The sequence below is a fragment of the Microbacterium sp. SA39 genome, from assembly GCF_000967865.1.
Taxonomy (GTDB): Bacteria; Actinomycetota; Actinomycetes; order Actinomycetales; family Microbacteriaceae; genus Microbacterium.
Genome location: NZ_JXRU01000034.1, coordinates 55,563 through 76,078, shown reverse-complemented (window position 1 = coordinate 76,078; position 20,516 = coordinate 55,563). Strand labels below are relative to the sequence as shown.

Sequence of the window (20,516 nt, the reverse complement as noted above, 5' to 3'; positions counted from 1 at the left end):
GCGTAGGAGCTACCGCAGCAGCCCGAGGTTCGCGAGAGCCAGGCGGATGAGCGTGCCGCGCCCGCCCTCCATCTCGGCCGCGACCGCGTCGGACGCCGCGGCCTCCGGCGGGAACCAGGTCACTTCGAGCGCATCCTGTCGCGGCTCGCACGTGCCCGTGACCGGGACCACGAAAGCGAGTGACACCGCGTGCTGACGGTCGTCGTGGTACGCGCTCACGCCCGGCATCGGGAAGTACTCCGCCACCGTGAACGGCAGCGGCTGCGGCGGCAGCAGGGGGAAGGCCATCGGGCCAAGGTCGTTCTCGACGTGGCGGAACAGCGCGTCGCGGATGGTCTCGCCGAAGCGCACGCGCCCCGACACGATCGTGCGGGTCATCTCGCCCATCGGCGTCGAGCGCAGCAGGATGCCGATCTCGGTCACCTGCCCCGAGCCGTCGGTGCGCACCGGTATCGCCTCGACGTACAGCATCGGGAGGTGACGCCGAGCCTCTTCGAGCTCGATGTCGCTCAGCCACCCGGGGTTGGATCCGGGTGCCGACGGATTCGTATCGCGGAAAGCGCCGAGACCGTCGTCTTCGGGCTCCGGCTCGGGATCAGGTGTACGGACGGACATGTGTCCTTTCTACCAGCCGCGCCCGACCTTACGGGGTGGGGCGCGTCGGATGCCGCTGGCAGGATATCGGTGTGAGCGAGAACCTGATCATCGACGAGACGGCGACCAGATGGTCGTCGACAGACAGAGGACGGATGCCGCTGCTCGTGCTGCTGCACGGCTACGGCGCCGACGAGCACGACCTGTTCGGCCTCGTCCCCTACCTTCCGGAGGGCATCGCGGTGGCATCCGTCGCCGCTCCGCTGGCTCCGCCGTGGCCGATGCCGGGCCGCTCGTGGTACGCGATCGATGGGCTCGATGGGCGCAGTCCCGACGCGGTGACCGCAGCCGCGTCGGCCTTCCTGCACTGGCTCGCCGCCGCCGCAGAAGACGCGCCGTCGGTGGCGCTGCTCGGGTTCTCCCAGGGCGCGGCCGTCGCCCTGCAGGCCCTGCGCCTGGACCCCGAGCGCTTCGGCGCCGTGGCCGCGCTGAGCGGCTACGTGTCACCGGGCGAACTGCCCCGCGACGACGAGCTCCGCGAACTCCGCCCCGCCGTCTTCTGGGGGCGAGGCACGAACGACGACGTCATCCCTCCCGCGCTCGTCGACCACACCGCGCAGTGGCTGCCCGATCACTCCGAGCTCTCCGGACGCGTGTACACGGGGCTGACGCACAGCATCTCCGAGGAGGAGCTCGCCGACGTGCATGTCTTCCTCACCAAGTGGCGGGACGGAGCGCTCTCAGCCTGACAGCGTCAGCGCTTCGCTCCGGGAACATCGGCATCCACCCAGACGAGCCGGTGGTCGCTCGACGGGAACGGGTACGTGCCGGTCAGCGACGACAGTGGGTCCTCGGACGTCGGCCAGAACACACCCGAGTCGATCACCTTGATCTGTCGGCTCGGCAGCACGTAGTCGACGCGCAGGTTGCCGGGAGGCTCGGAGAAGTCGGCGGTGTCCTGAGCGGCATCGCCGAGATGCGAGAGGTTCACTCCGCCCTGCAAGGCAGACGCCTCTGCACCGCCGCCGCTCGCCGGCACCGACTTCGTGTTCACCCGCGGATGCCCGAGCAACTGGTCGATCGCCCCACCCGTGGAGTCTCCGTCGTTCGGATCGGCGTTCTGATCTCCCGCGATGACGAACAGCGACCCTCCGCCGAGTCCGCCGGGATTCCCCGCGTCGTCGACGATGTAGTCGGCCGTGCGCCCGCCCGAGATGTAGTCGGCCCAGAAGCGGATCTCGTCGTGATTGCGGGTGCCGTTGCGGTCTTCTGCTCCGTCGAACGTCGGCGGAGTCGGGTGGGAGACGAGGAAGTGCACGGTCTTGTTCTTCGACACCCGGATCGGCACGTCCCAGTGCGACTTGCTCGACAACGGGAACCGGGCGAGCTCGTCCTCGGAGTAGAAGTCGCCCGGGGCAGCCGTGGCCGGGTCGTCGGGGAGGAGTGCTCCCGGCATGTCCGCCCAGCGGAAGTTCTGGAAGGTACGGACCGCCTCTTCATCGATCGGGTACTTCGAGTAGACGGCCATGCCGTACTGCCCCGGGAACAGCCCGAATCCCCAGGCGTCATCTCCGCCGCCGACCGTGCCGTCGTTGTTGAGGTCGAACCCGCTCGGGACTCCGGTGTTGACCGCGGCGGTGTACCGGTACGGGTACTCGACCGGGTCTGCGTCGCCGTGCGGCACCGCCAGGTAGTTGTCGTGGAACAGCTGCAGCGCCGCGCCCTCCGCGTCGTAGTCGAATTCGTTGATGAGGAGGACATCAGGTGCAGCGCGCTGGATGATCTCGGCGACGGCATCCGCCTGGTCGTTGCCGGGTGCCGACAGATCTGCGACGAGCGCACCCGCGGTGTTGCGGTTGAGAGAGGCGTTGAAAGTGGCGAATCGCACGTCGGCCGCCTCCGTCTTCGTCGGTCGCGGCTCGGCCGCGAATGCGGGAGTGGTGGCGACCGCCGTCAGGGCGGTCGCCAGCAGCGCGGCGGCGAGGCCTGCGGCGGCGACGCGGCGATGGGTCGTCTTCATGCGGCCCACCGTAGCGTCGACCGGTGACATCGAGAAGACCGTCCGGTGAACTGCCCACCAGCCCTGACCTCGACACGCCCGGGGTTGCGCACTCGCGACACGCCCGGGTATCGTCTCTGTGTCCTGTCCGCCGTGTCTGGAAGTCCTTTGATCTGATCCGTCGCCTCCGCGCTTCTCTTTCCGCGCGCTGACCCGACGACCCTTCGACAGGCTCAGGGACCCATCCCCTTCGGGGATCCTCCCGCCTTTCTTGGACATTCCGCCTCCGCTCCGACCCTTCGCGGCTCGCGACCGAGGTTCCGGTGTCAGTGCACCCTCGCACTCGACAGGAGACACCCATGTCACAGCCCACCCTTCACCCGTCGGCCACCCTCGACCGACTGACTTTCGCCTGGCCGGACGGCTCCGTCGCCCTCGACGGCCTCTCCGGAGCGTTCGGCTCCGGCCGCACCGGTCTCGTCGGCCGCAACGGCGCCGGCAAGTCGACGCTGTTGCGCCTGATCGCCGGAGACCTCGAGCCGACGTCGGGCGTCGTCACGGCATCCGGCGAGGTGGCCTACCTCCCGCAGCAGCTGACGCTCGACGTCGACCGCCGCGTGTCCGACCTGCTCGGCGTGTCCGAGGCGCTCGACGCGGTGCGCGCGATCGGCGCCGGTGATGTCGACCCGGCGCAGTTCGACGCGGTCGGCGACGACTGGGACATCGAGGCGCGCGCCGAGGCCTCCCTCGCGGAAGCGGGCCTCGCACCGGAGTTCCTCGATCGCCGGATCGGCGAGCTGTCCGGCGGCGAGGCGGTGCTGGTCGCGATCGCCGGCATCCGTCTTCGGCGCGCGCCGATCACGCTCCTCGACGAGCCGACCAACAACCTCGACCGTGACGCACGTGCCGCACTCGCGGCGATGGTGCGCGCCTGGAAGGGCACGCTGATCGCCGTCAGCCACGACCTGTCGCTGCTCGAGCTGATGGATGACACGGCGGAGCTGTACGCCCAGACGCTGAGCGTCTTCGGGGGCCCGTACTCCGAGTGGCGCGCCTGGCTGGATGCCGAGCAGGATGCCGCGAGGCGGGCCGAGGTCACCGCGGCCCAAGCACTCCGCAAGGAGAAGCGCCAGCGCATCGAGGCCGAGGTGAAGCTCGCGCATCGCACGCGCACCGCGAAGAAGGCTGAGATTGAGAAACGGGTACCGAAGATCGTCGCGCACGGCCGCAAGATGGCGGCGGAAGTGTCGGCGGGCAAGCTCCGCACCGAAGTCGGCGCGAAGGAGGATGCTGCCCGCGCCAGCCTCGACGAGGCCGGGCGTCGCGTGCGCTCGGACGCGTCGATGAAGATCGAACTGCCTGATCCGCAGGTGTCCCGCTCGCGTCGTATCGCCGTGCTGGCCGACGAGGAGCGGGCCTGGGTGATCCAGGGCCCCGAGCGCGTCGCGCTGATCGGCCGGAACGGGGCCGGCAAGACGACGCTGCTGGAGCGACTCGTGAGCAGTGCTGCCGAGGTGGCTGTGCACAATTCAGCAAGAATGCGCCCGGACTCCGCGGATCCGGCGATTTCGGCCGAACTCTACGAGTTCTTGCTGAATACCGAACGGCCGTCACTGCAGGCCGAGGCCCTCACGGACCGGATCGGCTACCTGCCGCAGCGTGTGGACGGGCTCGACGAGCACCGGTCGGTGTTCGAGAACATCGCGGATGCCGCCCCGCAGGTGCCCGAGAAGGAGCTGCGCAACCGGCTGGCCCGGTTCCTCATCCGCGGAGCGACGGCTGAGCGCCCGGTGTCGGCGCTCTCCGGCGGTGAGAGGTTCCGCGTCGCTCTGGCGAAGCTGCTGCTCTCCGATCCGCCGCCGCATCTGGTGGTGCTGGACGAGCCGACGAACAACCTCGACCTCGACACGGTCGATCAGCTCGTCGAGGCGCTGCGCGCCTATCGCGGGACCGTGCTCGTCGTGAGCCACGACGACGCGTTCCTCGCGCGGCTCGACCTCGACCTCACACTCGAGATCGAGGCCGGCGGCGCACTGCGGGAAGTTTGACGGCGGAGCCGTGGCGTTTGCCGAGGGTGGGAGCGCAGGCAGGGCTGACCCTTCGAGAAGAACTCCTCGCACGCCACCGACATCCGTCGTCGCGCCGTCAATCCCCACGCCGATGTCGGTGGCCTCAGGGATGATGGACGGATGGGGGATGTGCTCGAGCGCTTCACTCCGGCCACGCAGGACTGGTTCCGGGGTGCGTTTCCTGCGCCCACGCCCGCGCAGGCCGGAGCCTGGGATGCGATCTCGGCGGGCAAGCATGCGCTCGTCGTCGCTCCGACCGGATCGGGCAAGACGCTGTCCGCCTTCCTCTGGGCGATCGACAGCGTCTTCCGCGAGCGTCTCGCCGCCGTCGACGACAAGCCGTCGAAGTCGGAGAAGCTCAAGAATGATGCCTCGCGCACGCGCATCCTCTACATCTCTCCGCTCAAGGCGCTCGGCGTCGACGTCGAACGCAACCTCCGCTCCCCACTGATCGGCATCGGGCAGTCGGCACGACGACTGGGCCTGCCGGCGCCATCGGTCACGGTGGGGGTGCGTTCGGGCGACACCACATCGAGCGATCGTCGCAAGCTGGTCTCCGATCCGCCCGACATCCTGATCACGACTCCCGAGTCGCTGTACCTGATGCTCACCAGCCGCGCGGGCGAGACCCTGCGCGACGTGCACACGGTCATCATCGACGAGGTGCATGCGGTCGCGGCGACCAAGCGGGGCGCGCATCTCGCCGTGAGCCTCGAACGGCTCGACGCCCTCCGCGCAACGCACGGCAACGAGACTGCGGCGCAGCGCATCGGCCTCTCCGCGACGGTCCGTCCGATCGACGAGGTCGCCCGCTTCCTCGGCGGCTCGGCTCCCGTCGAGATCGTCGCCCCACGCGCATCGAAGACCTTCGAGCTCGCCGTGGTCGTGCCGATGGACGACATGACCAATCCCCCGCCGCCGCCCGGCGTTCCGACTCCCACGGACGACCCGACCGACGCCGAGTACACCGAGGTCACGGGTTCCGTCTGGCCGCACGTGGAGGAGGCGATCGTCGACCGCATCCTGCAGAACAACTCGACCATCGTGTTCTCCAACTCCCGCCGCCTCGCCGAACGTCTCACCGGGCGTCTCAACGAGATCTACTCGGAGCGCATCGGGGCCGCGCTCCCCGCCGCGACCGTCCCCGCCGCCATGATGGCGCAGGCCGGCGCGACAGCCGGCGCCGAGCCCGTCCTCGCCAAGGCGCACCACGGGTCGGTGTCGAAAGAGCAGCGCGCACAGGTCGAGGAAGAGCTGAAGTCGGGCGTGCTGCGCTGCGTCGTCGCGACCAGCAGTCTCGAGCTCGGCATCGACATGGGCGCGGTCGACCTGGTGATCCAGGTCGAGGCTCCGCCGTCCGCGGCATCCGGTCTGCAGCGTGTGGGCCGTGCCGGCCACCAGGTCGGCGAGATCAGTCGCGCCGCGCTGTTCCCCAAGCACCGCGGCGATGTGCTGCACACGGCGATCGTCACCGAACGGATGCTGGCGGGCAGGATCGAGGCGATCCAGGTGCCGCGCAATCCACTCGACATCCTCGCCCAGCAGACCGTGGCGGCGAGCGCACTCGGCGCCATCAGCGTCGAGGAGTGGTTCGAGACCGTGCGGCGCTCGGCGCCCTTCCAGTCGCTGCCGCGCTCCGCGTACGAGGCGACGCTCGACCTGCTCGCCGGTCGCTATCCCTCCGATGAATTCGCCGAGCTCCGCCCGCGCCTCGTGTGGGACCGCGATGCCGGCACGCTCACCGGGCGTCCCGGGGCGCAACGCATCGCTGTGACCAGCGGTGGCACGATCCCCGACCGCGGACTCTTCGGCGTGTTCGTCGCGGGCGAGGGGGCGGGTCGTCGCGTCGGCGAGCTCGACGAGGAGATGGTCTACGAATCCCGCGTCGGCGACGTCTTCACTCTGGGCACCACGAGCTGGCGCATCGCCGAGATCACCCACGACCGCGTCAACGTGATCCCCGCATACGGCCAGCCGGGCAAGGTGCCGTTCTGGCACGGCGACGGCATCGGACGACCGTTCGAGCTCGGCGAGGCGCTCGGGAAGTTCTCCCGCGAGGTCGCTGCGGCCACTCCCGAGAAGGCCGCCCAGCGTCTCATCGAAGCCGGTCTCGACGAGCAGGCGCGCATGAACCTGATGGCCCACCTCACCGAGCAGCGCGCGGCGACCGGCACTCTCCCGACCGACCGCACGCTCACGGTCGAGCGCGGCCGCGACGAGGTGGGCGACTGGCGCGTCATCCTGCACTCGCCGTACGGCATGAAGGTGCACGCGCCCTGGGCGCTGGCGATCAATGCCCGCATGCGGGAGCGCCTCGGCGTCGAGGGCTCGGCTGTCGCCAGCGACGACGGCATCATCGTCCGCATCCCGGATGCCGAGGCCGAACCGCCCGGTGCCGAGCTCTTCGTGTTCGATCCCGACGAGCTGGAGGTGCTCGTCACGCAGGAGGTCGGCGGCTCCGCGCTGTTCGCCTCCCGCTTCCGCGAGTGCGCGGCGCGCGCGCTGCTCATGCCGCGCACGAACCCGAACCGACGCAGCCCGCTCTGGCAGCAGCGTCAGCGCTCGGCGCAGCTGCTCGAGGTCGCCCGCCGGCATCCGACCTTCCCGGTGATCCTGGAGACCCTGCGCGAGGTGCTGCAGGACGTCTATGACCTCCCGTCGCTGCGCAGGCTCGCGACCTCGATCGCCGACCGGCGCATCCGCCTCGTCGAGACGCAGCCCGGCCAGCCCTCGCCCTACGCGCGCGACCTGCTGTTCGGCTACGTCGGCGCGTTCATGTACGAGGGCGACTCTCCGCTGGCAGAGCGACGGGCCGCGGCGCTGTCGGTCGACCCGGCGCTCCTCGGCGAACTGCTCGGCACGGTCGAGCTGCGCGAGCTCCTCGATCCCGAGGTCATCGCGCAGTTCGAGCGCGAGGCACAGCGCCTCGACCCGGAACGACGTGCCCGGGGTCTCGAGGGTGTCGCCGACCTGCTGCGCATGCTCGGCCCGCTCGACGCCGACGAGGTCGCGGCGCGGCTCGATCCGGAGACCGTCGAGACTTCGGCAGCCGCCCTTCTCGACGACCTGATCACGGCCCGCCGAGCGATTCCCGTGACCATCGGCGGAGTGAGCCGCGTCGCCGTGATCGAAGACGCCGGCCGTCTGCGCGATGCGCTGGGAGCGGCCCTCCCGACCGGCATCCCCGTCGCCTTCCTCGAGCCGATCGCCGACCCGCTCGGCGATCTCGTCGCCCGACACGCTCGCACCCACGGGCCGTTCACGACGGATGCCGTCGCCACGCGTTTCGGCATCGGCACGGCCGTCGCCCGGCACACCCTCCAGAGGCTCGAGCATGCCGGCCGACTCACCAGCGGGTACTTCCTGCCCGACCCTTCGCCGGGCTCAGGGACCGGATCAGGGTCGGGCTCCGGGCATCAGGAGAACATCGAGTGGTGCGACACCGAGGTACTCCGACGCCTGCGCATGCGCTCGCTCGCCGCGATCCGCGGTTCGGTCGAGCCCGTCTCGCCCGAGGCCTTCGCCCGCTTCCTGCCCGACTGGCAGCATCTCGGCCGGCCGCTGGAAGGTCTCGACGGGGTGCTCACCGTGATCGAGCAGTTCGCCGGCGTGCCGATTCCGGCGAGCGCGTGGGAGTCGTTGGTCCTCCCGTCGCGGGTGCGCGACTACTCCCCCACCATGCTCGACGAGCTGACGACGGCCGGCGAGGTGATCTGGTCGGGCCACGGCACGCTTCCCGGTCGCGACGGGTGGGTGTCGCTGCATCCCGCCGATCTCGCGCCGTTCACGCTTCCCGAGCCCGACACCGAGATCGCTTCCGATTCTCTCGAGGCGCGCGTGCTGACCGCGCTGCAGGTGGGCGGCGCGTACTTCGCGAGTCAGTTGAAAGAGATGGCGTCGGCTGAGAACGAGCAGTCCGTGCTCGAGGCGCTCTGGGCTCTGACCTGGTCGGGGCATGTCACGAACGACACCTTCGCGCCCATCCGCTCGCTTCTCGCCGGCGGCTCGCAGGCGCACAAGGTGACCCGGCGAGCCCCCCGCGCGCGCACCTACCGCGGCATGTCACTCACCCGCACCGCGCCGCGGCCAACGTCCATCGGCGGGCGCTGGTCGTTGCTGCCGTCGATCGAGACGGATGCCGCGCGCCGGGCGACCGTCACCGCCGGGCTGCTGCTCGACCGCTATGGCGTCGTCACGCGCGGGGCCGTGCAATCCGAGGGCGTGCCCGGCGGATTCGCTCAGGCGTACCGCGTGCTCGCCGGCTTCGAAGAAGCGGGACACTGCCGACGCGGCTACGTCATCGAACAGCTCGGAGCGGCGCAGTTCGCGGCATCCGCCACGGTCGACCGGCTGCGCACCTACGCGGGGCTCGCCGATCCTCCCCCGCGGAACGCCGTGACGCTCGCGGCGACCGACCCCGCCAATCCCTATGGAGCCGCTCTCGGGTGGCCGAAACGCGACGAGATCTCGCACCGCCCGGGGCGCAAGGCCGGCGGCCTCGTGGTCCTCGTCGACGGCTCGCTCGTGCTGTACCTCGAACGCGGCGGCCGCACGGTGCTGTCGTTCACCGACGACGCCGATGTCCTGCGCGCCGCGACGTCCGACCTCGCAGCGACCGCCCGCGCCCGACGTCTCGACACCCTGACCGTCGAGAAGATCGACGGCGAGGGCGTCTACGGCACCGAGCTGGCGCGTGCCCTGCAGGAGGCGGGATTCGTGCAGACACCGCGCGGCTACACCCTGCGCAAGGCCGTCTGAGGTCAACGAGTGGTACCATATTTGGTACAAGAAGGAGTTGAGATGGCCATCACCACCAGCGAGGCGAGGCGTGACCTCTTCGGTCTGATAGAGCGCGTGAACCTCGATCATGCGGAGGTGGAGATCACGTCGCGCCGAGGCTCGGCGATCCTCATGTCGAAGACGGAGTACGACTCTCTCCTCGAGACGACCCACCTTCTCCGTTCGCCCGCGAATGCGAACCGCCTGCTCTCCGCGCTGGCCGCTGCCCGCGCCGGAGACGTCGCCGAGCACGACCTCCTCGAGGAATGAGCCCGCGACTCCTGGTCTGGACCGCGGAAGGGTGGGAGGACTACGTCTACTGGCAGACGCAGGATCGACGCACCCTGAATCGCATCAACCTGCTCATCGCGGACGTCCTCCGAGACGATCCGTTCGAGGGGATCGGAAAGCCCGAGCCATTGAAGCATGTTCTCGCGGGAGCGTGGTCACGGCGCATCGACGAGACCAATCGCCTCGTCTACACCGCGACTGATCACCACGTCACGGTTCTGCAAGCCCGCTACCACTACTGACGCCTGCGCTGAGCCATGATCTGAGAGTTCACCGCCGGCCCGCACCCGGTGTAGACCAGTGCGGGCCGACGGTGCCGTTCGGAGGATCAGGAACGGCGTCGCGCGAGGCGGTGGGCGACGAGCACCGAACCGCCGAGTCCCAACAGGCCCAGGGCGACGATCCACGTCGCACCGGGGTCGTAGCCGGTCGACGCGAGGTCGCCCTCGTCTGCACTTCCGCCAGCGCCGTCATCGGGGGAACCCGAGCCTGGACCCGACCCCGGCCCGCCGCCGTCATCGCCGTCGCCGTCACCACCGTCACCGCCGTCGCCGACTCGGACCAGACCGTCGATCGCGGTCCGAAGGTCGGCGGCGAAGGCATCCACATCGGCCTGATCAGCGACGGTGAGGTCGCGCTGCACCGCGGCGATCGCCCGATTCAGCGCAGCGACGCTCGCCGCTGTGAACGGCTCGAGGTCGGCGGGCACGCGCTGCAGCTGGGCGTCCACCGCCGTGTAGTCGGCCGGACGCTCGGCGACCGGCACCACATCCGCCGCGTAGGGTGCGAGCGGATTCCGGATGGTCACCTCGCGGATCTGCTCGTCGGCGAAGAAGTCGTACGCCTTCACGACGAGGCGGTCGCCGTACGATTCCACGATCAGGCCGTTGTTGACATCGCCGGTCGTGACCTCGCTGATGCCCTGGGTGTTCTCGCCCTCGGCGTCCCACCCCACATGCATCGCGACGGTGTTGACCGCCCAGAAGCCGTCCGGGTGACCGTCCGCCGTGCGGCGCTGGACCGCCCAGTCGCCGAGCGTCGCCGGATAGTGCGTGTGCCCGCTGAAGACCACGGCGTTCGGGTAGTTCCCGAGGATGCTGGTCAGCCGGTCGTTCATCAGGTGATTCTCGCGGTAGTCCGGGATCCACGACGCCGAGACGGTGTCGCCCAGCGGGAAATGGGTGTTCACGATCACCTGCGAGCCGAGTGCGGTCCAGTGCGCGAGCCGCTGCTCGAGGAAGCGCACCTGCTCCTCGGTCATCGCCACGTCGGTCGGACCGCTGATCTCCTGACCGATCGTGATGACAGGCACCTGCCCGCCCGGTCCGTCGAGCACGTACTCGGCATACGCCTTGTCACGATCGGCGAAGGCCAGGAAGCGCGCGAAGTTCGCGGCGAACCCGCCGGTCGCGTAGCGCTCGTGGTTGCCGAGCGAGGCGACGGTGGTCTCGGGCCGGATGTCGACGGTGTTCTCCATCACCGCAGACATCTCGTCCCATTCGGCCGACGTGCCGGCGTTCACCAGGTCGCCCACCATCAGCAGTCCGGCCGGGTCGGGGGCGAGTTCGTTCAGATCGGCCAGCCCGTGCTCGAAGTCCTGCGGGTGGCCCTGGATGTCGGAGACCGCCCAGAGCTGAGTGGACCCGGCTGCATCCGTGACCACGCCCTGTCGCACCGCGACCGAGTCGATCGCCCAATAGCGGGATCCTGCGGCCGGGGCGTCGAGCTGCCACTGGAAGCGCACCTCGGCGGCGCCCTTCGGGACGTCGATCGTGAGGTCCTGCATGTAGTTCATCTGCAGGGGGTCGTAGCCGTCGGTCACGGACGTCGAGTCGAGCCGCAGCACCTCCGCCCACTCACCGCCATCGAAGCTCGCACGCACGACCCCCGACTGGTCCGCAGCGCCGCGGTAATGGCTGTCGAACGAGAGCTCCAGAGAGCGCAGGTGCTCGACGCCCACCGGCGCGCTCTCGAGGACCGACGAGAACGCGTACGGTCCGAACTGCTGGGCATCGGCGACCACGAGTCCCGCGAGCGGACGCGCGAATCGACCGCGCATCTCATCGAGGGCCGAGGTCCAATCAGCGCGAGTCGTCGGCGCCCAGCCGCGGTAGGCCGCCTCGCCGACGCCGTTCATGTCGGCGGAGGACTCGACCGACCATCCTGCGGGCAACCCGTTGTCGAAGCCCTCACGGAGCAGCATCCCGTCGGTGGCGATCCCGGTGGTCACGGGCTCGATGTCGACGACCGCATCCGGATCACCGGGGACCGGCTCGCCCGCGGCGGCCGTGACGGTGACGGTCTGAGATTCGGCGAGGGGCTCGTAGCCGTCTTCGGCCAGGTACCAGACGGTGTAGTCGCCCGGAGCGCCGGGGACGTTCAGCTCGACCGACCCGGAAGCGGCGGGGGCGTACTGCCAGGATGCCGAGGACGCTCCGTCAGCCCCGGGCACCTCGCCGTCACGGTAGAAGCCGATCCAGTTCTTGGGGTGGGGCTGGTCGGTGCTGTACTCGATCCTCACCGTGGCTCCGGCGACGAGTGGGCCGTCGGGGAGCTCGAAGGCGGATGCCGCGGCGGCGACGACCTCGTGGGATGAGGGGCCCGCGACCTGCGCGCTGGCAGCGATCGGGGTGGCGAGAAGCGCGGCGGAGAGCGCGACGCCGGCGAGCGCGACACCCCGACGGCGGGTCTGGGATTGGATGGGAAGCATGGGGTCGTCCTTCCGAGACGAATGGGCTGATGTCTCGAGCGTCGACGCGGTCAGCCAACCCCGGGTGCACGGCAGGTGAACGGTCGGTCTCCGACGGAACCCGCCGTCTGGTTCCGGGTGGACGTGTGCGCACAGCAGTCCAGAACGGCGGCGTTCGGGCCTGCCCCCGGATCAGGTGGTCTGCCTGGTCAGGGAGGTGCCCTGCAGCGAGGCCTGCACCGTGAACGACATCGTGTCGGCGAGGTAGCGATCGTCGCCCATCTCGATGGCCCGCCCGTCGGCGGCATAGCTCACCCGGCGCACGCGCAGCAGCGGACTCGAGCGCCGCACGTCGAGCAGTCGCGCATCCTCGCTGGAGGCTGCAGTCGCGTCGATGGAGTGCTCGCCATGCACCATCCGCACCCCGTGCTGGGCCTCGAGGGCTCCGACGACAGAGGACTCTTCGGCAGACAGCGCCTCGACCATCGTCGCGATCCACGGCGGGTAGACGGTGCGTTCGAGCATGACGATGCGGCCGTTGAGAAGCCGCAACCGCACGACGTCGAGCACCTCGTCGGCGCGAGCGTCGCCGCGGAGCGCCCGGAGCTCGGCCGGCGAGGGGTCGCGCCGCTGCTGGGACACCACGCGGCCGCCGGGCTCCATGCCTCGACTCCGCGCCCATTGCGCGAACGATCGCAGCTCCGAGAAGTGCTGGCTCTGCGCCGACGTGCGCACGAGCCAGCCCGATCCGCGGCGAGGAGCGATCGCACCCTGACGCGCGAGCAGCACGAGCGCGTTGCGCACGGTGCCTCGCGAGACCTCGAAGGTGCGCGAGAGCTGCTCCTCGGCGGGCAGCATCCCAGTGGAATCGAAGTCTCCATCATTGATCCGGATGCCCAGATCCCGGGCGATCTCACGATAGCGATGCATCCGAGGCCTCGTCTCCTTCTCGCGCGCGGTGGAAATGGGGGGCGCGCCGCCGTCAGCGTACCCGCGCTGGTCCGACCGGTGCACTGCCGTCGACGTAGGCTGGGTCCATGATCCGGGAGTTCGGTGGAGGCATCCGCACGCTGCTGCGCGGATTCGGTCTCTGGCGCACCCGCCCCGGCCTGATGGCGCTCGGACTCGTCCCCGGCCTCATCACCCTCGTCGTGCTCGCCGCCGTGCTGATACCGCTGATCTGGAACCTCGGCAGCATCACCACATGGCTCACGCCGTTCGCCGAGAGCTGGCTCGATCCCTGGCGGGATCTCGTGCGCGGGGCGGTCGGCTTCGTCATCGTCGTCGCGACTCTCGCGCTCTCGAGCTCGGTGTTCACCGCGCTGACCCTGACCATCGGCGACCCGTTCTACCAGCGCATCTGGCACGCGGTCGAGGTCGAACTCGGCGATCCCGCCCCGGTCGACGGAGGCGGCTTCTGGACGACGGTGGCGGAGGGCCTGCGGCTGGTGATGCTCGGCATCCTGATCGCGGTCGTGGTGCTGCTCGCCGGACTCATCCCCGTGATCGGTGGCTTCCTGGGGCCGGTCACCGGTGTCATGCTCACCGGCCGGCTCCTGGCCCGCGAACTCACGGGGCGGGCCTTCGACGCGCGCGACCTGTCGCCGGCCGACCGCGCCGCGCTCTTCGCGGGCAGCCGTGCCCGCGTGCTCGGATTCGGCGTGGCGACGCAGCTCTGCTTCCTCATTCCCCTCGGCGCGGTCGTGGTGATGCCGGTCGCGGTCGCCGGCAGCACGATGCTCGCGCGCGACCTGCTCGTCCGCACGCCGCTGCGATCGAGCCCTTCGACAGGCTCACGGACCCAGGGTTCGAGCTCGGGCACGCACTCCCTCCCGATGCGACCGGGAGCGGTCTGATGCCGGAGGGCGACACCGTCTTCCGCACCGCGAAGCGTCTCGACGAGGCCCTCGCCGGCGGCGAGGTCACGCGCTTCGACCTCCGCGTCCCGCGCTTCGCGACGCTCGATCTCACCGGTCAGCCCGTGCACGGCGCTGTGTCGCGCGGCAAGCACCTGCTGCTGCGCATCGGCGACAGCACCCTGCATTCCCATCTGCGCATGGACGGCGCCTGGTTCACCTACCGCCCGGGTGAGAAGTGGCGGCATCCGGCGTTCAAGGTCAGGGCGATCGTCGGCACCGCCGAGCGCGAGGCGGTCGGCGTCGACATCGCCGAGATCGAGGTCGTCGCGACCCGCGACGAGGAGGACCTCGTGGGCTACCTCGGCCCCGATCCGCTCGCGGATGACTGGGACATCGCCGAGGCGATCCGGCGGCTCAGCGCCGACACGCGCAGCATCCACGTCGCGCTCCTCGATCAGCGCAACGTCGCCGGCTTCGGCAACGAGTACGCGGCGGAACTCCTGTTCCTGCGCGGAATCCTGCCGACCACCCCGACACCGGAGGTCGACGTCCCGGCCCTGCTGGAGCTCGGGGTCCGCACGATCCGCGCGAACCGCGATCGCTCCGGCCGTACGTTCACCGGCATCGACCGGCCGGGCCAGGCGGCCTGGGTCTACGGCCGGTCCGGGCGCCCCTGCCGACGCTGTGGAACGAGGATCCTGCGCGGCGAGCTCGGCGCCGATCCGACCCGCGAACGCGTCACCTTCTGGTGCCCGTTCTGCCAGCGCTGAGCCGATATCCCCCGCCTCCCGAAGGACATCCATCCGCGGGAATGAATCCGTACCCTCCGTGGTTGTTGATATATCCGGGGAATCTCCGGAGCACGGGAGGAATCGTGGGCAAGAACTACGTCGACATCGAGAACGACCAGGGCGCGACGCTGCGGTACCGCAAGCACGCGAACGGTCGCGGTCTCGTCGCGCACGGCGCGAAGGTGCACCCGAAGGCGCACATCGAAGCCGGCGCCTACATCGAACCGGGAGCGCGCATCGGCGCGGGAGCGACGATCGCCCGCGGTGCGTGGATCGAACCGGATGCCGTGATCGGCGAGGGTGCGCACATCGACGCGCACGCGCACATCGGTCAGGGCGCGGCGATCGGCGACAACGCCCACGTCGGCGTCCGCACCGAGGTCGGCGCGGGAGCGCGCATCGTCCGCGGTGCACGCATCGGCGACGATGAGACCGTCGCCGCGGGGCTCACTGTGGCGACGAACCCCAAGGGTCTCTGGCTCGCAGCCTGAGCCGGCCCGAGCCGTGCCCAGGAGCGACCGGCTGCTACAGCAGCCGACGCTCCGACGCCCAGACCGTCAGCTCATGACGCGAGGACAGCTGCAGCTTGCGGAGCACCGATGAGACGTGCGTCTCGACCGTCTTGATCGAGATGAACAGCTCGGCGGCGACCTCCTTGTAGGCGTACCCGCGGGCGATCAGCCGCATGACCTCCTGCTCGCGTGCCGACAGGCGGTCGAGCTCATCGGTCGCCTGCGCGGTCTCGCCCGCGACCGCGCCGAACGCGTCGAGCACGAATCCGGCGAGCCGCGGCGAGAACACCGCGTCTCCGCCTGCGACGGCGTGCACCGCCCGGCTCACCTCTCCGCCCGACGAGCCCTTCGTGATGTACCCGCGCGCCCCCGCCCGGATCACTCGCACGACATCGGCCGCGGCATCCGACACGCTCAGTGCGAGGAAGCGCGCCGTCGTCGGCAGCGAGCCACGGATCACCGACTCCCCGCCCGTGGAGTCGTCGCCGCTCCCGCCGGGAAGGTGCACGTCGAGCAGCACCACGTCGGGCTGTGTCTCGCGGATCACCGCGATCGCCGACGGCACGTCGGCCGCCTCGCCCACCACGTCGACGCTCGCGTCGAGGTCGGCCCGGAGTCCCGAGCGGAAGATCGAATGATCGTCGACGATCACGATCCGGATGCTGTCAGCCACGCTCGTCCTCGCCGTTCTCCGGGTCGACCTGCGGATTCGCGGCCTGCGGGCTCGCGGCCTGCGGGGTGGTCGCAGCCCGCGGCACCGTTGACAGCCGCAGATGCACCTCGGTGCCCTTCTCATCGCTGCGCACGGTTCCGGTGCCGCCCGCCCGGCGCATCCGGCCGATGATCGACTCCCGTACGCCCAGCCGATCGCTCGGCACATCGTCCAGACGGAAGCCGTCGCCGCGATCGCGCACGAAGACGTCGACGTCGGTCGCGCTCCCCTCGATGTACACCGAGATCTCGCCGGCCGCGTGCCGCGTCGCGTTCAGCATGGCCTCTCGTGCCGCCGCGGCGAGCTCTCCGCTCGCGCGCTCCGTCGAGAGGCCCGCCGACACCACCTCGATCCGCACCGGGTAGTCGAGTTCCAGGCCGCCGGCATAGTCACGGAGATCGGTGGCCAGGTCGCTGTCGGCCGGGGCGTCGCCGTCGTACAGCCAGGCACGCAGCTCGCGCTCCTGCGCCCTCGCGAGCCGCGCCGCCTCGCTCGACGCTCCCGCACGGTTCTGAATCAGGGCGAGCGTCTGCAGCACCGAGTCGTGCAGATGCGCCGCCATTTCGCTGCGCTGCTCCTCGCGGATGCGCCGGACGCGTTCCCCGGCCAGCTCCTGCCAGCGCGGGATCAGGGTCGACAGCAGCACGGCGAGGATGCCGGCGAGCGGAATGAGCACCAGCGCGACACCGGTGCTGCCGACCGGGCGCGTCAGGAGCAGGCCGAAGAGCAGCGCCAGGAGCGCGGCCGACAGGATCCGGACCGCCATGGTGTGGCGGGGACCGCGAGACGTGTCGGTGCGGTCGATCAGCGTCGCCCAGAGTCCGGCACCCGTCGCCGCTGCCACGGTGCCGAAGACCACCACGGCCGCGGCATCCGAGGGAATCGTCCTGGAGAGCCCGTCACCGCCTCCCCGCCAGAAGAGCACGACGAGTATGCCGACGAACGCGGGGGCGAGCAGCAACCACGCCACCGGCACGCGTCGCGACGGGGTGCCCTCGCCCTCCGCCCATGGCGTGAACGCCCAGCACCAGGCGTAGAGCAGGATGCCCGCCCCGCCGCACATCGTGAGCGCGATGAAGAGGGCTCGGACCATCCCCACCCGCACGCCCAGGTGACGCGCGAGACCCGCGCTCACGCCGGCGACCAGGCACGCGCGGTCCCGCGTCAGCGGAGCACGCGGGGCGCGGTTGCCGGACTCCTCCGCACCTGACGACCCTGCGGTGCGAGGGGGTCGCGCAGCGGCGGGCGCGGAAGAGGGCATGTCGACATCCAATCACCCGCGGCCCGGATCCGCCCCCTCCCCTGGCGAGAATCAGGGGCCGCTCAGGGGTTCACCCCATGGCGACGCGACGGCCGACAGCGACAGGATCGAAGCATGACGATTCCGACTGCGCCTCCGCCTCCCGCCGACCACGCCGACAACGGCGCCGGCACGCCGGGTCCTGCCGCTCCGCAGGGCGCCGAGCGCTTCCTGCTGTGGGTCGCCGGTTCCGGTGTGGCCCGCTCCGACGGGTGGCTGGGCGGGGTCGCCGCGGGCATCGCCGCACGACTGCGCATCGACCCGCTGATCGTGCGCGGCGTTCTCGTGGTCGCGGCGCTCTTCGGCCTGCCGGTGATCTTCCTCTACGCCGTCGCCTGGGCGCTGCTGCCCGACCTCGACGGCCGCGTCCACGTCCGCGACCTGCTGCGTCAGGACTACCAGCCCGTGCAGCTCGGCCTTCTGGCCATGGCGATCGTCGGGCTCATCCCGACGGCTCCGCTCACCGGACGTCTCTTCGGCTTCGGCTACGAGAGCTGGTCGGCGATGGCGTTGTTCAGCTGGATCGTCGGGCTGGCCGTCGTGGGTGGCCTGCTCTTCCTGATCGTGCGTGCTGCAAGCCGCACCCCGGGCGCTTCCGCGTCTGACCTGCCGATGGCTTCCGCAGATCAGACGGCCCCGGGCGCGTCCGTCCCCCTCGGCGGTTCGGGTACCGCCGAGGGGGCGGATGCCACTTCTTCGCCGGCATCCGCTGCACCCTCGCCATCCGCTTCCCTCGAGACGTACGGCCCGCCCGCCGCTTTCATCGGTGACGTGCCCCCTGCTCCGCCCGCGCCTCTTCCGTCGGATGCGCAGGACCCCGCCGCCGTCGCGGCATGGCGGGCGCAGCACGCGGCGTGGAAGGAGCAGGATCAGGCATGGCGCCGCCGCCAGCAGGATGCCGAGCGTGCGGCCCGCGACCAGGTGCGCCGTGAACGTCAGGCGGAAGCCGCGGTGTTCGCCGCGGAAGCCGCCGAGCGGCAGCGCATCCGTCGCGCCTCGCCCCCCCGCGCCGGCTTCGCGATCGTCGCCTCGGTGATCGGCCTCGCCATCGTGGTCGGAGCCCTCATCGGACTCTGGAACGGCGATGCCGGAGTGGGCAGTGCGCTCGGCCTGCTGTCCGCAGCACTTGTGCTCGCGGTCGGAATGATCGTGGCCGGAGCCTTCCGCCGGCGGAGCGGCTTCCTCGCCTTCACGACCGTGGTGACTCTCGTCGGCGGACTGGTGGCCGGCGGGTTCTCCGCCTTCCAGGACGTGAGCTTCGGCTGGGCATCGATCTCGAACAACGAGGCGGCGCACGTGCGTCAACCGTTCGGCGAGCTCTCGATCTCGCTCAGTCGGTTCGAGGGTGCGCCGCGTCCGATCGTCGTGGAGAAGGGGGCGGGCAGCACCTGGATCACCGTCGACCCCGGCGTCCAGCTGCAGCTGCGCGCCACGGTGGGCACCGCCGACGTGAGCTGGATGCGGGTCGAGGCCGACACCGGCGCGATCATCGACAGCGGCGTCTGGTGGGCGACCGAACGGAACGGCGAATCCGTGGTGGCAGAGACGATCTCGGCGGAGGACGCGCCGACGACGACCCTTCAGCGCCTGACGATCGACCAGACCAGCGGCACCATCACCGTCACCATCATCGAGCCCGAGGAAGAGGACCAGCGATGAGCACTCCGACGACACCCCCGCCTATGACCACCGCTCCGACCGCGACCGCCGCGTCCGCGTTCCACAGCGAGTCACTCACTCCGCCGCGCACGCGCTGGGCAGCCATCGTCTGGGGCCTCCTGTTCGCCGCAGTGGCGGCGGTCTCGATCTGGTTCATCGTCGACGACGACCGCCGAGCGGGCATCTCCGACTGGGCGCTCTCGCTCACGCCGGTGACGATCGGCACGCTCCTGATCCTGACCATCGGGGTCCTGCTGCTCGTCGCGGGTGCATCCGCACTGCTCCGGCGGGTGCAGCGCCGGATGTCGGGCCGCGGCGAACGGCATCCGCTCGGCGACATCGACGCCGGGTAGCCACCCGTCGGGCTCAAGTTCCGCGGCCATCTCGATGTTCTGCGGCCACATCCTGCGAGATGGGCCGCAGAACGTCGAGATGGCCGCCGTTCTTGAGCCGAACCAGCAGAGACCGTCCGCCGAGTAGCCTGGTCCCCATGGCGAAAGAGGCACGACGACCCGGACGGAGCAGCGGCAAGCCGACGCCCGTGCGCCGGAACAAGGCTGCGCCGGCAGAGCGCTTTCCTCCGCCCAAGCCGCCTCGCAAGACCGCGAAGAATGCCGAGAAGGTCGTGTTCGATGCGGCTCCGACTGCGGCGGAGGAACCGCGCACTTTCCGCCTCGGCGTGGTGCCCGGTGCGACGCCCGGCAAGTGGATCGACGCGTGGAAGCAGCGGATGCCGCGCGTGCCGCTCGAGCTCGTACCGATCGACGTCGCGACGCAGCGGACCGCGATCGACGGTCTCGACGCGGCGCTCGTCCGTCTGCCCCTCACCGACCCGTCGCTGCACATCATCCCGCTGTACGACGAGGTCCCGGTCGTGGTAGCCGCGATCGAGTCCCACCTCATGGTCGCCGACGAGCTCACCCTCGTAGACCTCGAGGGCGAGGTCGTCATCGGGCTGACCGACGATGTACTGGGTCCCCTCGAACTCCCCGGAACCAAGCCGGCGCAGTTCGCGGCCCTGCCGACCGACGAAGCCATCGCGACCGCGGCATCGGGTGTCGGCATCGCGATCATGCCGATGTCCCTCGCGCGGATGCATCACCGGAAGGATGCCGATCACCGGGTCCTCCGCGACGGTCCGTCGTCGACGGTGGCACTGGTCTGGCCCCGCGAGTGCACCACCCCCGACGTCGACACGTTCGTCGGCATCGTCCGCGGCCGCACCACGAATTCCTCCCGGTGACGACCGCGGCGGGCGCGGC

General features: G+C 70.4%; 17 protein-coding genes. 11 read left to right on the top strand and 6 right to left on the bottom strand.

Annotation, left to right across the window (positions count from 1 at the left end; all coding sequences use genetic code 11):
• Positions 1-9: 9 nt before the first annotated feature.
• On the bottom strand, positions 10-615 hold the full coding sequence (locus RS85_RS10290; protein ID WP_046013365.1) for a DUF4916 domain-containing protein: 606 nt from the start codon (positions 613-615) through the stop codon (positions 10-12).
• 71 nt (positions 616-686) lie between these two features.
• Here RS85_RS10290 and RS85_RS10285 point away from each other — a divergent pair, with 71 nt between their 5' ends.
• Positions 687-1,343 carry an alpha/beta hydrolase gene (locus RS85_RS10285; RefSeq protein ID WP_200894823.1) on the top strand — a complete coding sequence of 219 codons (657 nt, stop codon included), beginning with the start codon at positions 687-689 and terminating at the stop codon, positions 1,341-1,343.
• Positions 1,344-1,348: 5 nt separating this feature from the next.
• Here RS85_RS10285 and RS85_RS10280 read toward each other — a convergent pair whose 3' ends face one another.
• Complete coding sequence (locus RS85_RS10280; RefSeq protein ID WP_046013364.1) at positions 1,349-2,614, bottom strand: endonuclease/exonuclease/phosphatase family protein; 1,266 nt, start codon at positions 2,612-2,614, stop codon at positions 1,349-1,351.
• Between the two features lie 338 nt (positions 2,615-2,952).
• Here RS85_RS10280 and RS85_RS10275 point away from each other — a divergent pair, with 338 nt between their 5' ends.
• From RS85_RS10275 to RS85_RS10260, 4 genes are all read left to right on the top strand, one after another.
• A complete protein-coding gene (locus RS85_RS10275; RefSeq protein WP_046013363.1) occupies positions 2,953-4,641 on the top strand; it encodes an ABC-F family ATP-binding cassette domain-containing protein in 1,689 nt (562 codons plus the stop codon).
• 141 nt (positions 4,642-4,782) lie between these two features.
• Positions 4,783-9,420, top strand: a complete 4,638-nt coding sequence (locus tag RS85_RS10270; RefSeq protein WP_046013362.1) for an ATP-dependent helicase — start codon at positions 4,783-4,785, stop codon at positions 9,418-9,420.
• 42 nt (positions 9,421-9,462) lie between these two features.
• Positions 9,463-9,711, top strand: coding sequence for a type II toxin-antitoxin system Phd/YefM family antitoxin (locus RS85_RS10265; protein ID WP_046013361.1), 249 nt, complete (start codon positions 9,463-9,465; stop codon positions 9,709-9,711).
• A complete protein-coding gene (locus RS85_RS10260) occupies positions 9,708-9,974 on the top strand; it encodes a Txe/YoeB family addiction module toxin (RefSeq protein ID WP_046013360.1) in 267 nt (88 codons plus the stop codon). Before RS85_RS10265 ends, RS85_RS10260 begins: the two co-directional genes overlap by 4 nt.
• 86 nt (positions 9,975-10,060) lie before the next feature.
• Here the strand turns inward: RS85_RS10260 and RS85_RS19500 are convergent, their stop codons facing one another.
• Together RS85_RS19500 and RS85_RS10250 are read right to left on the bottom strand one after the other, a co-directional pair.
• Entirely contained in the window at positions 10,061-12,442 is a 2,382-nt protein-coding gene (locus RS85_RS19500; protein WP_152642392.1) for a DUF4073 domain-containing protein, read from the bottom strand.
• Between the two features lie 171 nt (positions 12,443-12,613).
• Entirely contained in the window at positions 12,614-13,351 is a 738-nt protein-coding gene (locus RS85_RS10250; RefSeq protein ID WP_046013359.1) for a GntR family transcriptional regulator, read from the bottom strand.
• A 107-nt stretch (positions 13,352-13,458) separates the two neighbouring features.
• On the opposite strand from RS85_RS10250, the gene RS85_RS10245 reads away from it, so the two are divergent.
• From RS85_RS10245 to RS85_RS10235, 3 genes are all read left to right on the top strand, one after another.
• Positions 13,459-14,277 carry an EI24 domain-containing protein gene (locus tag RS85_RS10245; protein ID WP_046013358.1) on the top strand — a complete coding sequence of 273 codons (819 nt, stop codon included), beginning with the start codon at positions 13,459-13,461 and terminating at the stop codon, positions 14,275-14,277.
• Entirely contained in the window at positions 14,277-15,050 is a 774-nt protein-coding gene (locus RS85_RS10240; protein WP_046013357.1) for a DNA-formamidopyrimidine glycosylase family protein, read from the top strand. The genes RS85_RS10245 and RS85_RS10240 overlap by 1 nt, the downstream gene beginning before the upstream one ends.
• Before the next feature lie 104 nt (positions 15,051-15,154).
• Positions 15,155-15,562 (top strand): DapH/DapD/GlmU-related protein, encoded by a 408-nt coding sequence (locus RS85_RS10235; protein WP_046013356.1) that lies wholly within the window; start codon positions 15,155-15,157, stop codon positions 15,560-15,562.
• A 34-nt stretch (positions 15,563-15,596) separates the two neighbouring features.
• Here RS85_RS10235 and RS85_RS10230 read toward each other — a convergent pair whose 3' ends face one another.
• Positions 15,597-16,256: a LuxR C-terminal-related transcriptional regulator gene (locus tag RS85_RS10230; RefSeq protein ID WP_046013355.1), complete on the bottom strand. Its 660-nt coding sequence runs from the start codon at positions 16,254-16,256 to the stop codon at positions 15,597-15,599.
• Entirely contained in the window at positions 16,249-17,556 is a 1,308-nt protein-coding gene (locus RS85_RS10225; protein ID WP_082087582.1) for an ATP-binding protein, read from the bottom strand. Before RS85_RS10225 ends, RS85_RS10230 begins: the two co-directional genes overlap by 8 nt.
• Before the next feature lie 114 nt (positions 17,557-17,670).
• Here RS85_RS10225 and RS85_RS10220 point away from each other — a divergent pair, with 114 nt between their 5' ends.
• The 3 genes from RS85_RS10220 to RS85_RS10210 all read left to right on the top strand — a co-directional run bounded on the left by RS85_RS10220 (position 17,671) and on the right by RS85_RS10210 (position 20,497).
• Positions 17,671-19,254, top strand: coding sequence for a PspC domain-containing protein (locus tag RS85_RS10220; RefSeq protein ID WP_046013354.1), 1,584 nt, complete (start codon positions 17,671-17,673; stop codon positions 19,252-19,254).
• Positions 19,251-19,607, top strand: coding sequence for a hypothetical protein (locus RS85_RS10215; protein ID WP_046013353.1), 357 nt, complete (start codon positions 19,251-19,253; stop codon positions 19,605-19,607). Before RS85_RS10220 ends, RS85_RS10215 begins: the two co-directional genes overlap by 4 nt.
• Positions 19,608-19,744: 137 nt before the next feature.
• Complete coding sequence (locus tag RS85_RS10210; RefSeq protein WP_235282408.1) at positions 19,745-20,497, top strand: LysR substrate-binding domain-containing protein; 753 nt, start codon at positions 19,745-19,747, stop codon at positions 20,495-20,497.
• The last annotated feature ends 19 nt before the right edge of the window (positions 20,498-20,516 follow it).